The sequence below is a fragment of the Martinezella paranaensis genome (assembly GCF_014200235.1).
Taxonomy (GTDB): Bacteria; Pseudomonadota; Alphaproteobacteria; order Rhizobiales; family Rhizobiaceae; genus Rhizobium; species Rhizobium paranaense.
Genome location: NZ_JACHBI010000001.1, coordinates 917,801 through 931,399, shown reverse-complemented (window position 1 = coordinate 931,399; position 13,599 = coordinate 917,801). Strand labels below are relative to the sequence as shown.

The 13,599-nt window shown below is 57.6% G+C and carries 12 protein-coding genes and 1 tRNA gene; 8 read left to right on the top strand and 5 right to left on the bottom strand.

Annotated elements, in window-relative coordinates; all coding sequences use genetic code 11:
- Window positions 1-85: 85 nt before the first annotated feature.
- Window positions 86-862 (top strand): SDR family NAD(P)-dependent oxidoreductase, encoded by a 777-nt coding sequence (locus GGD50_RS04555; protein WP_107107850.1) that lies wholly within the window; start codon window positions 86-88, stop codon window positions 860-862.
- Window positions 863-937: 75 nt separating this feature from the next.
- Here the strand turns inward: GGD50_RS04555 and GGD50_RS04550 are convergent, their stop codons facing one another.
- From GGD50_RS04550 to GGD50_RS04540, 3 genes are all read right to left on the bottom strand, one after another.
- Window positions 938-1,279 carry an HlyU family transcriptional regulator gene (locus tag GGD50_RS04550; protein ID WP_107107849.1) on the bottom strand — a complete coding sequence of 114 codons (342 nt, stop codon included), beginning with the start codon at window positions 1,277-1,279 and terminating at the stop codon, window positions 938-940.
- Between the two features lie 37 nt (window positions 1,280-1,316).
- Window positions 1,317-2,567, bottom strand: a complete 1,251-nt coding sequence (gene ilvA / locus GGD50_RS04545; protein WP_107107848.1) for a threonine ammonia-lyase — start codon at window positions 2,565-2,567, stop codon at window positions 1,317-1,319.
- Between the two features lie 433 nt (window positions 2,568-3,000).
- A complete protein-coding gene (locus GGD50_RS04540; RefSeq protein WP_107107847.1) occupies window positions 3,001-3,507 on the bottom strand; it encodes a hypothetical protein in 507 nt (168 codons plus the stop codon).
- 295 nt (window positions 3,508-3,802) lie between these two features.
- On the opposite strand from GGD50_RS04540, the gene GGD50_RS04535 reads away from it, so the two are divergent.
- A tRNA-Leu gene (locus GGD50_RS04535) sits at window positions 3,803-3,888 on the top strand.
- Between the two features lie 80 nt (window positions 3,889-3,968).
- Here the strand turns inward: GGD50_RS04535 and wrbA are convergent.
- On the bottom strand, window positions 3,969-4,568 hold the full coding sequence (gene wrbA, locus GGD50_RS04530) for an NAD(P)H:quinone oxidoreductase type IV (protein ID WP_107107846.1): 600 nt from the start codon (window positions 4,566-4,568) through the stop codon (window positions 3,969-3,971).
- Window positions 4,569-4,809: 241 nt separating this feature from the next.
- Between wrbA and GGD50_RS04525 the strand changes: the two genes are divergently transcribed.
- The 6 genes from GGD50_RS04525 (at window position 4,810) to GGD50_RS04500 (ending at window position 12,319) form a co-directional block, all read left to right on the top strand.
- The gene (locus GGD50_RS04525) at window positions 4,810-5,583 is read left to right on the top strand and encodes a competence/damage-inducible protein A (RefSeq protein WP_107107845.1); all 774 of its coding nucleotides are present in this window, start codon (window positions 4,810-4,812) and stop codon (window positions 5,581-5,583) included.
- A 116-nt stretch (window positions 5,584-5,699) separates the two neighbouring features.
- Window positions 5,700-6,542: a universal stress protein gene (locus GGD50_RS04520; RefSeq protein ID WP_107107844.1), complete on the top strand. Its 843-nt coding sequence runs from the start codon at window positions 5,700-5,702 to the stop codon at window positions 6,540-6,542.
- A 279-nt stretch (window positions 6,543-6,821) separates the two neighbouring features.
- Complete coding sequence (gene gpt, locus GGD50_RS04515; RefSeq protein WP_107107843.1) at window positions 6,822-7,319, top strand: xanthine phosphoribosyltransferase; 498 nt, start codon at window positions 6,822-6,824, stop codon at window positions 7,317-7,319.
- 505 nt (window positions 7,320-7,824) lie between these two features.
- On the top strand, window positions 7,825-7,974 hold the full coding sequence (locus GGD50_RS04510; protein ID WP_181316039.1) for a hypothetical protein: 150 nt from the start codon (window positions 7,825-7,827) through the stop codon (window positions 7,972-7,974).
- 114 nt (window positions 7,975-8,088) lie between these two features.
- Window positions 8,089-11,898, top strand: a complete 3,810-nt coding sequence (locus GGD50_RS04505) for a vitamin B12-dependent ribonucleotide reductase (protein WP_107107842.1) — start codon at window positions 8,089-8,091, stop codon at window positions 11,896-11,898.
- Window positions 11,899-12,061: 163 nt separating this feature from the next.
- Window positions 12,062-12,319 (top strand): caspase family protein, encoded by a 258-nt coding sequence (locus GGD50_RS04500; RefSeq protein WP_245407465.1) that lies wholly within the window; start codon window positions 12,062-12,064, stop codon window positions 12,317-12,319.
- A gap of 989 nt (window positions 12,320-13,308) precedes the next feature.
- On the opposite strand, the gene GGD50_RS04495 is transcribed toward GGD50_RS04500, so the two are convergent.
- Window positions 13,309-13,587: a hypothetical protein gene (locus tag GGD50_RS04495; protein WP_107107840.1), complete on the bottom strand. Its 279-nt coding sequence runs from the start codon at window positions 13,585-13,587 to the stop codon at window positions 13,309-13,311.
- Window positions 13,588-13,599: the final 12 nt, after the last annotated feature.

Here is a 13,599-nt window from a genome sequence, read left to right as displayed (position 1 = left end):
CTTGACGAATTTGGATTATGATCATAATCCTTATAGCGAACGATCGTAATCCAGATCGCCATCAAAGCCAATAGGAGCTACGAACATGCGTCTCAAGAACAAGGTTGCCATCATCACCGGCGGAAACAGCGGCATTGGCCTCGCCACCGCCCGCCTCTTCCTCGCCGAGGGCGCCAAGGTCGCCATCACCGGCCGCAATCCAAAGACCCTTGCCGCTGCCGTTGAAGAGCTTGGCGGCGATGTCCTGGCATTGCAGGTCGACGTCACCGACGTTGCAGCAACTGAGAAAGCTTTCGCCGAAGCGGCTGAAAAGCTTGGTAATTTCGACATCGTCTTCGCCAATGCCGGGATTGCCGGCGAAACCGCCGTCGGAAAGACCACGCTGGAGCAGTTCGAGACGGTGGTGCGCACAAACTTCACCGCCGTCTTCTTCACGGTGCAGGCTGCGTTGCCGTATCTGAACGACGGTGGATCGGTGATCCTGAACGGCTCCGTGCACGCTGTTCTCGGTATCCCCGGCTATTCCGCCTATGCCGGCACCAAGGGCGCCGTCCGTGCCATGACCCGCAACCTGGCATCCGAACTCGCTCCGCGCGGCATCCGCGTCAACCAGGTCACGCCCGGCGCCACCAAGACGCCGATCTGGAATACGAGAGCAATGACGGAAGAGGCTAAGGACGCCCTGGAAGCACGCTTCGGCAGCCTGAGCCCCCTTGGCCGCATGAGCGAAGCCGAAGAGATCGCCAGGGCCGCCCTCTACTTCGCATCGGACGACTCCCGGAACGTCACGGCGATCGAAATCACCGTCGACGGCGGCGCGACCAGCGCTCCGTCAGGTGCCAAGCTTTTCCGTGCGGCGTAACCGCTCTTGGTGAACAGAAAAAGAGAAGGCCGCCATTCGGCGGCCGTTATCGTTCCGGGTTACTGGCCGTTCAGCTCAGACCTGGCGCACCTTTTCGCCATCTCCGAACAGAGACGGGCCGTTCTGATCGATGATCTGCTGCGCCTTGCGGAAGGCCGATTCCACAGCATCGTCCGATGAGGTAAAGACATCGGCGCGGATGAAATTGCGCACCAGCACCTCGCCGTTCACTTCCTTCTCGATCCGGCCCATCAGGCGGAACTGATTGCCTTCGCGCTGCGGCGTCGCGTAGATCGTGCAGCCGTTATGCACCTGCGGCTCAGCGGTGACAGAGGGGCCGCCGGTCTTTTCGGCGCTCGCTGTCGATGCGCTGCCGCCGGTGAAGATCGAGAGAATATTTGACAAGATCGAAGCCATGAATCGCCTTTAGCATGAAGGGCGTGAGGTGGCAAAGTTAAATGATCAGGCTAGCCAGAATGTCGTTCTCGGTGATGTCCTCGTAGCCCATTCCAGCACGTTCGAAATTCTCAACCAGTTTCTTGAAGTTGTCGGGATTCTTGGTCTCGATGCCGATCAGGATGGAGCCGAAATTGCGGGCGCTCTTCTTCAGATATTCGAAGCGGGCGATATCGTCATCCGGACCCAGCAAGTTGAGGAAATCGCGCAGCGCGCCGGGGCGCTGAGCCAGCCGCAGGATGAAGTATTTCTTCAGGCCGGCATAGCGCATGGCACGCTCCTTAACGTCGGGCAGACGCTCGAAATCAAAATTGCCGCCGGAGACGACGGCAACGATCGTCTTGCCGCGAATGCTCTCACGATCCATCGCCTCCAGCGCGGTGATCGCGAGCGCGCCGGCGGGTTCGAGCACGACGCCTTCGACATTCAGCATATCGGTGATCGTCACGCAGATCGCATTTTCCGCGATCAGCATGACCTGCTCGGCCGCAAAATCTTTCAGGGCGGCGAAATTCAGGTCACCGATGCGGCCGACCGCTGCGCCGTCGACGAAATTGTCGACCTTCGCCAGTGTCACCACCTGCCCCGCTTCCATGCTGCGCCTGAGGCTGGGCGCTCCCGCCGGCTCGGCAAAGAGGAATGCCTCCTTGGCGAGGCGATCGGCAAAATAACCGGTGATGCCGGCCGCCAATCCACCGCCGCCGACGGGCAGGATGATACGATCGGGCATGACTCCATCCGGCAGTTGCTCGGCGATTTCGGCCGCGACCGTCGCCTGCCCCTCGATGATATCGGCGTGATCGAAAGGCGGCACCATGACGCCGTCAATATGCTGCACATGTTCGCGCGCCGCCTGGTAGCACTGGTCGAAGAAATCGCCGAACAGCTTAATGGTGATGAACTCCCCGCCGAACATGCGGGTTTTGTCGATCTTCTGCTGTGGCGTCGTGACCGGCATGTAGACCACGCCCGGCACCCCGAAATGACGGCAGACGAAAGCGAAGCCCTGCGCATGATTGCCGGCCGAAGCGCAGACGAATGTCTTGCCGGTACCGCCCGCGGCAATCACCTTGCGGAAGAAATTGAAGGCGCCGCGGATCTTGTAGGAGCGCACCGGCGTCAGGTCCTCGCGCTTCAGCCAAATATCCGCACCGTAGCGAGCGGAAAGATGCTCGTTCAGTTGCAGAGGCGTTGCGAAAAAAAGGCCACGCATGGCCTCGGTGGCATCGAGAACATCCTGCTTGTCCACGGTCTTGGTCCGTTCTTGTTCAATCCGTCTTCGCTATGACACAGGAAAGATGAGTAAAGAAAGCCTGTTTAGCGCGGTTTCTGACCTGTCTGAACGATATTCCAGCAATCGCGGGATTGCGGCACCTGATCGCACATCCCCCAATTCTGCGAATTGACAGCGCCGCCTTGCCTGCCTCCAATGGAGACAGCCATCATGATGATGGTTAGAGGCCCGCTCTAGCCCCGTTCACCCGGTGCCAGCGGGCTTCGCCTGATTATACGGACCCCGTATAATCCACATGCACTTGTGAACCTTCTCAGAGGGCGACGAGTCGATCGAGCCAGAACCATCCGAACGTTGCAGGATAGCCATGCTCTCGACCCAGTAGGCAGCGGCCATCGCAAGAGCGTCCAGCCGGTCGTCATGGGCAAAGCCGGACTTGGCACACCACCTAGAGATATGGAAGGCTAGACGGCTCTTTTCTTTGGTTCGCGTCATGCACTTCAAGCTTCGCGTCTTGATCGAAGAGTATTTTTGCAAGCAGCTTCGTGATTTCGTCGGCATCGCCGCCAGAGTTAAGAAGCTCATCCCGAAGCTTGTTTGCCTTCCGGATGTTGTCGAGCTTCGCTGAAATCTCACTTTGCCTAGCTTTACCAGCCTCTGCTGTGCGTTTCGCAAATTCTGGCCGAAAATACAAAGTACGGTCAAGTACTGCCCTTCCGATCCCTACGGGAATGCTCTTCAAGACAGCCCAAATGTCGAATGGATTGGAGAACGTTATCTGATCAACGACGACTGACGTGCCGATATCTTTCATATATGGTATTTGAAGATTATGGGTTGCCTCGCAGGCATAATAAAAAAGCTCCAAAGCCAATATATTCAGCTCAATATCTTGAGGGAGTAACGCCCCTGCCGCTGATTTCTTGGTGTCCATACTAATGTGTACAACGGCCATCACTTTCCCCATTGAGGTAGTTTTCGCATATTCTTACCAACATGCCGGCGTACGGTCAAAATCCGTTGCGGCCGGAGAAGAAGATTTGCCCTTCTGCTCCAGCCTTAGATTTATCAAATGTTAATCCAGCCAGACGACTGCTGGATTGCTCCGGGAGCTTGCGCAGAGCTTCTTTCCTTATGGCCTCACGCCATTCCCCATCAGCCTTCGCCGCCCTTTGCCAAGCCGGTTGTGCCAGTTCGTTTTAAAACATTCCCTTGACTGAATCGTTCAAGTGCTTGAAGGGGAAAGGCACGCGGACGTGGCGAAACTGGTAGACGCAAGGGACTTAAAATCCCTCGGCCTTAGGCTATACGGGTTCGACCCCCGTCGTCCGCACCAAAGACAAAATTCCAATACGCTCCGACGAAAAAAGGCGCAGCTTTCACCGCGCCTCTCCCCAACGATAGACGAAGATCGAATTAGGCGACTAGCTTGGCCGCGATCTTGGCGACGTGGGCGCCCTGGTACTTTGCGGCTTCCAGTTCGATTTCCGAGGGCTGGCGGGAGCCGTCGCCGTTGGTGATCGTGGATGCGCCGTAGGGCGAGCCGCCCTTGACTTCTTCCGTGCCCATCTGGCCCTGGAAAGCATAGGGAAGGCCGACGACGGCCATGCCGTGGTGCAGAAGGGTCGGGATGAAGCCGAGGATGGTTGATTCCTGGCCGCCGTGCTGGGTCGCCGAAGAGGTGAATACCGAGCCGACTTTGCCAACCAGTTTGCCGGCAAACCACAGGCCGCCGGTCTGATCCCAGAAATTGCGCATCTGCGACGTAACCGTGCCGAACCGCGTGCCCGAGCCGACGATGATGGCGTCATATTCTGCCAGTTCTTCCGGCGATGCGATCGGCGCTTCCTGATTGAGCTTGAAGTAAGAAGCCTTGGCCACTTCTTCCGGTACCAGTTCCGCTACGCGCTTGACGGTCACCTCGGCGCCGGTGGATTTCGCGCCTTCAGCGACTGCATAGGCCATCTTCTCAATGTGACCATAGGATGAATAATAGAGAACCAGAACCTTAGTCATGAATATCTCCAATTGTTGGACGCGTTGATTTTCGGGGTGATTTGTACCAGCAGGCACACGAAGGCGCAGCCCCTGCAACTGGAACGCACTGTTCACGCGATGAAGACGAAAATTCACTTGCGGTTGCTTTTTCCATGGCGGCCAAGCAACGAAAACGTCAGTTTGCATTCGCCGCAAACGGCGCTACCTATTTGAAACGCTTTTTCGAACGCGCCACTGCGCAATTCCACGGATAATTTCGATGACCAATGAAACCATTGTCACCGCCGCCATGCTGGCCATCGGCGACGAACTGCTCTCCGGCCGGACGAAAGACAAGAATATCGGCCATCTCGCCGATGTCATGCTGCTGGCCGGCATCGATCTGAAGGAAGTCCGTATCGTCGCCGACGACGAAGACGCCATCGTCACCGCGCTGAACGCCCTGCGCGGCCAATATGATTACGTCTTCACCTCCGGCGGCATCGGCCCGACGCATGACGACATCACCGCCGATGCGATCGCCAAGGCCTTCGGCGTGCCCTGCGAACACGATGCAGAAGCGATGCGGCTGATGGCGGAGATGTATGCGCGGCGCGAGATGGAGTTCACCGAGGCCCGCCAGCGGATGGCGCGCATGCCGGTCGGCTCCAAGCATATTGCCAATCCTGTTTCGACCGCGCCGGGCTTCAACATCGGCAACGTCTATGTCATGGCCGGTGTGCCGCAGGTTTTTCAGGCGATGCTTGACAATGTCGTCCCGACCCTGCGCACCGGCACCCGCATGCTTTCGGCGGCGATTTCCTGCCCTTACGGCGAAGGCGAGATCGGCACGCCGCTCGGCGCCATCCAGAAAGCTCATCCGGATACCAGCATCGGATCCTACCCCCGCTATGTCGGCCAATTCTTCTCGACCGAAATCGTCGTGCGGGCTCGCACCGTCGAACTGGTTGAAAGTGTCGCGGCGGAGGTGCGCGCCATGATCGAAACGATAAGGCAGGCGAAAGCAAAGGAAAATCAGTCCGCTGAGGCATGACGTTCAGCAAGTGCTTTTAGCCCGTGAGGGAACCGTGGTCATATCGGCGCATTATTATCAGGCGGAACACTGATATAATGGAGCGATAAGGACCTTTCCTCATGGGAGATCACGTCATGCCCTATAAGACTATTCTGGTCATACTCGATACCCCCGACAATACGCGTGTGGCGGTCGATTTCGCCGCCGCGTTCGCTCAAGAACATGGCGCTCATATTGTGGGTCTGCATGCGGAAATCGTCTCGGCCGTGCCGCTGGTTGCGCCGATGGAAATCCCCGATCCGGTCGCCGTGCAGGCTCTGCAGGACATGGCGCACAGCCAGGCCGTCGAAGTCGAGCGGCTGTTCCGTGCCAAAATGGAGCGCGAAGGCCTCGCCTATGAATGGCGCAACTTCGCAAGCACTGTCGGCTATGGTTCGGAGCCGCTGATGGAAACTGCGCGCAGCGCGGATCTGCTGGTTGCCGTGCAACCCGATCCAGCCAGATCTTCGGACTCGCATGTCGATGTCGAAAGCTTCCTGTTCGAAAGCGGTCGTCCCGTGCTGCTCATTCCCTACATCTTTACCGAGCCGAAACCGATCCATCGCGTGTTGATTGCGTGGAATGGATCGAAAGAAGCGGCCCGCGCAACCTTCGATGCTCTGCCGTTTCTGAGGACTGCCGATTCCGTCGAGGTTTTTTCAGTCGACACGTCTGACAGTTCCACGCATTCGCCCAAGGAGACCGGCGTCGAGATCACGGCCACGCTCGTCCGGCATGGCATTCGCGCCAGACTGGAAACGGCGATGTGCGGCGGCAAGACGCCATCGCAGGTCATCGAAAACCGCCTCGCCGACGACAGCATCGATTTGCTCGTCATGGGTGCCTATACACATTCCTGGCTCTGGCAGTTGATCTTCGGCGGCACGACGCGGACGCTGTTGCAATCGATGACGGCGCTGACGCTGCTGGCGCGCTGACACGCAGCCTTGCGGGATAGGCGGCTCTTGCCTTTTGGCCGCAAATCCAGCAGAAAGCAGCGACCGATGAGAGAATTCCCGCCAGGGAACCCATTCGCGTGGTTCGTGAAGCATTGTCCCTAAAGTCCAAAGCTTTTTTTGGCGGGGCATGTTCGATCGGAGAGCCGGCGAATCGCGTTTCAGGATTTGGTCCATGGTCCGCGCCCGTCGCGGGGTCTGCTCAGGGTCGCCGGCTGCGCCGGTGCGTTGTTATCTTCTGCGTCCCGGAGCCTTTGAGCCATGTCCCTCCCCGATAAAGCCTTTCCCGTATCCTGGGATCAGTTCCATCGCGATGCCCGCGCCCTTGCCTGGCGACTTGCCGGACTCGACAGCGAGTTCAAGGCAATCGTCTGCATCACGCGCGGCGGCCTCGTCCCCGCTGCCATTATCTCGCGCGAACTCAATATTCGCCTGATCGATACCGTCTGCGTCGCCTCCTACCACGACTATGCCAACCAGGGCGAAATGAACCTGCTCAAAGGCATCACGCCGGAATTGACGGTCGATGGCGGCGAAGGTGTGCTTGTCGTCGACGACCTGACGGATACCGGCAAGACTGCCGCTGAAGTGCGCACCTTGCTGCCGAAGGCGCATTTCGCCTGTCTCTACGCCAAGCCGAAGGGCGTGCCGACCATCGACACCTTCATCACTGAGGTTAGCCAGGACACCTGGATCTATTTCCCCTGGGACATGGGCTTCACCTATCAGGAGCCGATCGCCAAGGGTCATCGCGGCTGACCCGTCATAGGGCTTCACGCGAATCAGTTGTGATTCTGCTGGGTGTGCCAAAACTGGACACAGGCATCAGCAATAGAGGTGGGCGCTCCGGCGCCCACTATATTTAGTAGTTGGCGAGATACCAAGATTTCGTGGGATTCAAGGCCTTCCGCGCGAATCATGAGGGGTTGCTGCATGCTTTTGCCCCTCTGCCAATGGCTTGGAAGTCACGGTCACAATATTGTCGTGTTTATTTCCGTTGCGGGTAGCGTTCGCCTCATAAGCGGTCGCGCGAAGAGCGAACAATTTCGGCCAAGCGCTTGAATCTTAGAGACTCCTGGCGTTTCCCCAATTTCCACAGGCAAGCCCACAAGATATTGTGGTTAAAAATCCGTCGCAAACCACCCCTTGACGGAATCGGGTCTTTCAAAGTTAATGACTGACGTTGCGGCGGCAACTGGACCGGGCAGAATTACGGGGGCTGGTCCTTAACTCGAAATCGGATTTGGATTCAGGGCGATGCATCATGATCGATGGCGCCATGGAGGCTTTTTGTGCCGATGTCGATGCTGCCAAAAAAAGACATGCGGGGACTGGCGGCAATAAGCTGTTAATACTATATTTAGTGTTTGCAGCCACCATCACCACAAGATACAGGCAAGACATCTCCGGATGACACCTCCTGTCAGAAGCGGATTGAACACTGGCTGCGCGCTGAAACCGCGAAGCCAGATCAGGATTTTTGCGCCTCGTTACGAGGACGGGCGCCAACGAATTGAGGTATGGGATCATGCGCATCGAACGTCGATTTACGAAGGCCGGCCAGTCACCCTATGCGGAGATCGAATTCCGCAAGGCGACGAGCGAGATCAAGAACCCTGACGGTTCGATCGTTTTCCGCCTCGAAAACATCGACGTGCCGGCGCAGTTCTCGCAGGTTGCCGCCGACATTCTGGCGCAGAAGTATTTCCGCAAGGCCGGCGTGCCTGCCAAGCTGAAGAAGGTCGAGGAAAACGACGTTCCTTCCTTCCTGTGGCGCTCCGTGCCCGATGATGCGGCCCTGAAGGATCTGCCGAAGGAAAGCCAGACCGGCTCCGAAACCGATGCGCGCCAGGTCTTCGATCGTCTCGCCGGTACCTGGACCTATTGGGGCTGGAAGGGTGGCTATTTCTCCTCCGAAGAAGACGCTTCCGCCTTCCGCGATGAGCTTGCCTACATGCTCGCCACCCAGCGCGTTGCTCCGAATTCGCCGCAGTGGTTCAACACCGGCATGCATTGGGCCTATGGCATCGACGGCCCCGGCCAGGGCCATTTCTATGTCGATCCCTTCACGGGCAAGATCACCAAGTCCAAGTCGGCCTACGAACATCCGCAGCCGCATGCCTGCTTCATCCAGTCCGTCGAAGACGATCTCGTCAACGAAGGCGGCATCATGGACCTCTGGGTACGTGAAGCGCGTCTCTTCAAATATGGCTCCGGTACGGGCTCCAACTTCTCGCTGCTGCGCGGCGAAGGCGAAAAGCTGTCCGGCGGCGGCCGTTCTTCCGGCCTGATGAGCTTCCTGAAGATCGGCGACCGCGCTGCCGGCGCCATCAAGTCGGGCGGCACGACGCGCCGCGCCGCCAAGATGGTTGTCGTCGACATCGACCATCCGGATATCGAGGAATATATCAACTGGAAGGTCAAGGAAGAGCAGAAGGTTGCTGCCCTCGTCACCGGTTCGAAGATCGTTGCCAAGCATCTGAAGGCAATCATGAAGGCCGCCGTCAATTGCGACGGCGACAATGACGATTGCTTTGACCCGGCTAAGAACCCTGCCCTGAAGCGCGAAATCCGCGCTGCCAAGAAGGATCAGGTTCCGGAAAACTACGTCCAGCGCGTCATCCAGTTCGCTCGCCAGGGCTACAAGGATCTCGAGTTCAAGACCTATGACACGGACTGGGACTCGGAAGCCTACCTCACCGTTTCCGGCCAGAACTCCAACAATTCCGTCTCCATCAAGGACGACTTCCTGCGCGCTGTCGAAAACGATGGCGACTGGAACCTGACCGCCCGCAAGGACGGCAAGGTCGTCAAGACCGTGAAGGCGCGCGAGCTGTGGGAATCCATCTCCTATGCCGCTTGGGCATCGGCCGATCCGGGCCTGCACTTCAACACGACGATGAACGACTGGCACACCAGCCCGGCCGCCGGCCCGATCCGCGCGTCCAATCCGTGCTCGGAATATATGTTCCTCGACGATACGGCCTGCAACCTCGCTTCGCTGAACCTGATGACCTTCAAGGATGCGGCGACGAAGCGCATCAACATCGGCGACTACGAGCATGCCGTCCGCCTTTGGACCGTCGTTCTCGAAATCTCGGTCATGATGGCGCAGTTCCCGTCGCGCCGCATCGCAGAACTCTCTTACGAATACCGTACGCTCGGCCTCGGCTATGCCAATATCGGCGGCCTGCTGATGTCCTCCGGCATCCCCTATGACAGCGACGAAGCCCGCGCCATCGCCGGCTCGCTGACCGCGATCATGACCGGCATCGCCTATGCGACCTCGGCCGAAATGGCATCCGAACTCGGGACCTTCCCGATGTTCAAGCCGAACCGCGAAAACATGCTGCGCGTCATCCGCAACCATCGTCGCGCTGCTTACGGCGAGACCTCGGGCTATGAGAGCCTGTCGGTCAATCCGGTGGCGCTGATCCATAGCCACAATCCGGACCAGGACCTCGTCGCCCACGCCAAGGCTGCCTGGGACCAGGCTCTGAGCCTCGGCGAACAGCACGGCTACCGCAATGCCCAGGCAACCGTTATCGCGCCGACCGGCACGATCGGCCTCGTCATGGATTGCGACACCACCGGCATCGAACCGGACTTCGCCCTGGTGAAGTTCAAGAAGCTCGCCGGCGGCGGCTACTTCAAGATCATCAACCGCGCCGTTCCGGAAGCACTGCGTGCACTCGGCTACTCCGAAAGCCAGATTGCCGAGATCGAGGCCTATGCCGTCGGTCACGGTAACCTGAACCAGGCGCCGGCCATCAATCCTTCGACGCTGAAGGCCAAGGGCTTCACCAATGAGAAGGTGGAGGCTGTCAACGCCGCGCTGAAAAGCGCCTTCGACATCAAGTTCGTCTTCAACCAGTGGACGCTCGGTGCCGACTTCCTGAAGGGCACGCTGAAGGTTTCCGACGAGCAACTGGCTGACATCAGCTTCAACCTGCTCGACCATCTCGGCTTCTCCAAGAAGGATATCGAAGCAGCCAACATCCATGTCTGCGGTGCGATGACGCTGGAAGGCGCGCCGTTCCTCAAGAACGAGCATCTCGCCGTCTTCGATTGCGCCAATCCCTGCGGCAAGATCGGCAAGCGCTACCTCTCGGTCGAAAGCCACATCCGCATGATGGCCGCCGCCCAGCCCTTCATCTCGGGCGCCATTTCCAAGACGATCAACATGGCCAACGAAGCAACCGTTGAGGATTGCAAGAACGCCTACATGCTCTCCTGGAAGCTCGGCCTGAAGGCGAATGCGCTTTATCGTGACGGCTCCAAGCTCAGCCAGCCGCTGAACGCCTCGCTGATCGACGACGACGATAACGAGGATGCAATCGAAGAACTGCTGCAGGCCCCGGCTGCTGCTCAGGCCGTCACCGTCACCGAAAAGATCATCGAACGCGTCATCGAAAAGGTTGTCCGCAGCCAGGAAAAGCTTCCGGGTCGCCGCAAGGGCTACACCCAGAAGGCCAAGATCGGCGGACACACCATCTTCCTGCGCACCGGCGAATATGATGATGGCCGTCTCGGCGAAATCTTCCTCGACATGAACAAGGAAGGTTCGGCGCTGCGCGCCTTCATCAACAACTTCGCCATCTCGGTCTCGCTCGGCCTGCAATACGGCGTGCCGCTCGAAGAGTATGTCGATGCCTTCACCTTCACCAAGTTCGAGCCGGCCGGCATCGTCACTGGCAACGACGCGATCAAGAACGCCACGTCGATCCTCGACTACGTGTTCCGTGAGCTTGCCATCTCCTATCTCGGCCGCCACGATCTTGCTCATGTCGACACCTCGGACTTCAGCAACACCGCCCTTGGACGCGGCGTATCGGAAGGCAAGGCGGATGTCGTCTCCAAGGGCCTGACCCGCGGCTACAAGCCGACGCTGGTGCCGACATCGGGCGAGCGCCAGGCAGGCGAAGTCAAGGGTTCGGCCACGGCCGCTCCTGCCCGCGCCTCTTCGGGTGCGACGATCACCTCCATCGCCGGCAATACCGCGCGCAAGCTCGAACCCGCCGGCGCCATCTCCACCTCGGAAGTCGTTGCCTTCAAGCGCGACTATGAGGAACGCGCCAAGGAGCTGGCCGAAGAGATCGCCGAGGAACTGGCAAACGAAACCGCCGAAGCCTCCACCGCCCTCTTCACCGACAAGGCGGCAGATGAAGCGGCAACGGCAAAGACGGAAGCCAAGAAACTGGAATCCGAACGCCGCGCCCGCTCCATCATGCAGGGCTACACCGGCAACATGTGCACGGAGTGCCAGAACTTCACGATGGTTCGGAATGGAACTTGCGAGAAGTGCGACACTTGCGGCGCGACGAGCGGGTGCAGCTAAGCATTCGCCTAAGCTGTAGTGACGTGAGAAACCGAACCAAGTATTGGCCAAAAGGCGTTAGAACTGGCCATTTTGGAACCTAAAACTGGCCAACACCACATTCGACTATTTCCGGGCGCTGAAAAGTGCCCGGAAAGGCTTTAAGGAACAAAAAGTGAATGCGATGGCTTTCAGGGGTTTGTTTGTTGGTGTCAACCGTTATCAGTCGCCCAAGATCCGTGACTTGTCATGCGCGGCCCGCGACGCGACCGCGCTCGAAGCGATGTTCGCCGATACCCTCGGCGGCCCGACCGTTCTCGTGACTGATCAGGAGGCCACCCTCTCCAGGATCGAGACAGAACTCGAAACGCTCTCCCAATGCGACGCGGACGACACGGTGGTGATCGCCTTCTCCGGTCATGGTTCGGAGAAGGCGGTGTGATGACGACCACGCATCTCATAGGCGTCGATACCGAATTTTGCGGGCCTTTCCGCTCGGCGAAAGTTTCTGTGAAATTGCTGCGTGGAGTAGCGGCATGGTCGAAGGCGCGTGGCGCTCGCCAAATCCTCGTTCATGTGAGTACTGGCTACGCTCTCAAGCAAACAGATCGGCTGATCCGCGCAGGCGGTGGGATATGTATTGGTGGGAGCTATTTGGTCAAATGCAGCTAAGGATGGTTGTCCTTCGCGTCAAACCCCGGAAAGTCCCAGCTCCCGATGGCCCAAAATCGGGGTGCATTTCAATTTTGCACCGCCACCAAGGATTGCGGATGAATTCGCTCAGTCTTCCTTGGATCGTCGGGCCGGTGCCGATTATGCTGACGGCATGGTCCGCCATTGTTTTCGGAAGAACTGTAAGCTCTAGGCGTGCGCTCAAGATCGGGAGCGGAAATATCGCCTCTTCATTCGTACTATCTTTGGGATTGTCTTCAATCATTTTCCAGAGGTTATATCCTGAAGGTGGGTTTATAGTATTCATACTTAGCCAGCTTTTCTCGTCAGTATTCTGCTGTATTATTACAAATACTGTAAATTATTTCAGCAACAATGACGCGGATTTTCCGCGAAAGGATTTATCATGGATGACGTCCATAAAGGTTATACTTGTTGGCGCTATTACTTTTTTTCTGTTTAACATAGTTTATTTTTTGCTGTCTGGTAATAAGTGTAACGGCCAAAGATGCTATGCGTTTGAGTACTTATTTGGAAGAAATGATAAGATATTTTCCTCACTGTACATAGGATACTTCGCTCCCACTGTATTTCTGACGATATCCATATTTGTATTTTGGGAAGCGGTGAAAAAATTTCACCTGTATTTACGCGCGCGATAGGCAGCCAATAATAAGAGGATATTATGGCTACGAACAATAGCGCCGCCACTCCGAGATGCTCGGCGGGTCGGCGACCGTAAATCGCCACCAAATCGACCTATACAATTAGGGACGGAGCATGCCCAAGGTTTAACAGGCAATCTATGGTTTCCTGATCCCAGCCTTCTTGCTTCAGCCACTCATTCAGTTCGTCTACGGTATCAAAAACAGGACTGATGGGGCTGCCCTCACTAACGTTTTCATAGACTTGATACGAGGTGAGAGAGGCAGGATCGGCATAATAGAGCGGCTCCAGGTGGCCACCGACCATCAACTCGCCATCCTCATCGACTGGGTGCCTAAATCCGGGTGGAACTCGAACGATTTGTGTCCCCATTTTACCTTCCAT

Bases quoted from the DNA above. Each gene is read 5' to 3' on its own strand.
- GGD50_RS04555 (WP_107107850.1), top strand. From the start codon at position 86: ATGCGTCTCAAGAACAAGGTTGCCATCATCACCGGCGGAAACAGCGGC.
- GGD50_RS04550 (WP_107107849.1), bottom strand. From the start codon at position 1,279: ATGGCTTCGATCTTGTCAAATATTCTCTCGATCTTCACCGGCGGCAGC.
- GGD50_RS04540 (WP_107107847.1), bottom strand. From the start codon at position 3,507: ATGGCCGTTGTACACATTAGTATGGACACCAAGAAATCAGCGGCAGGG.
- wrbA (WP_107107846.1), bottom strand. From the start codon at position 4,568: ATGACTAAGGTTCTGGTTCTCTATTATTCATCCTATGGTCACATTGAG.
- GGD50_RS04525 (WP_107107845.1), top strand. From the start codon at position 4,810: ATGACCAATGAAACCATTGTCACCGCCGCCATGCTGGCCATCGGCGAC.
- GGD50_RS04520 (WP_107107844.1), top strand. From the start codon at position 5,700: ATGCCCTATAAGACTATTCTGGTCATACTCGATACCCCCGACAATACG.
- gpt (WP_107107843.1), top strand. From the start codon at position 6,822: ATGTCCCTCCCCGATAAAGCCTTTCCCGTATCCTGGGATCAGTTCCAT.
- GGD50_RS04510 (WP_181316039.1), top strand. From the start codon at position 7,825: ATGATCGATGGCGCCATGGAGGCTTTTTGTGCCGATGTCGATGCTGCC.
- GGD50_RS04505 (WP_107107842.1), top strand. From the start codon at position 8,089: ATGCGCATCGAACGTCGATTTACGAAGGCCGGCCAGTCACCCTATGCG.
- GGD50_RS04500 (WP_245407465.1), top strand. From the start codon at position 12,062: ATGGCTTTCAGGGGTTTGTTTGTTGGTGTCAACCGTTATCAGTCGCCC.
- GGD50_RS04495 (WP_107107840.1), bottom strand. From the start codon at position 13,587: ATGGGGACACAAATCGTTCGAGTTCCACCCGGATTTAGGCACCCAGTC.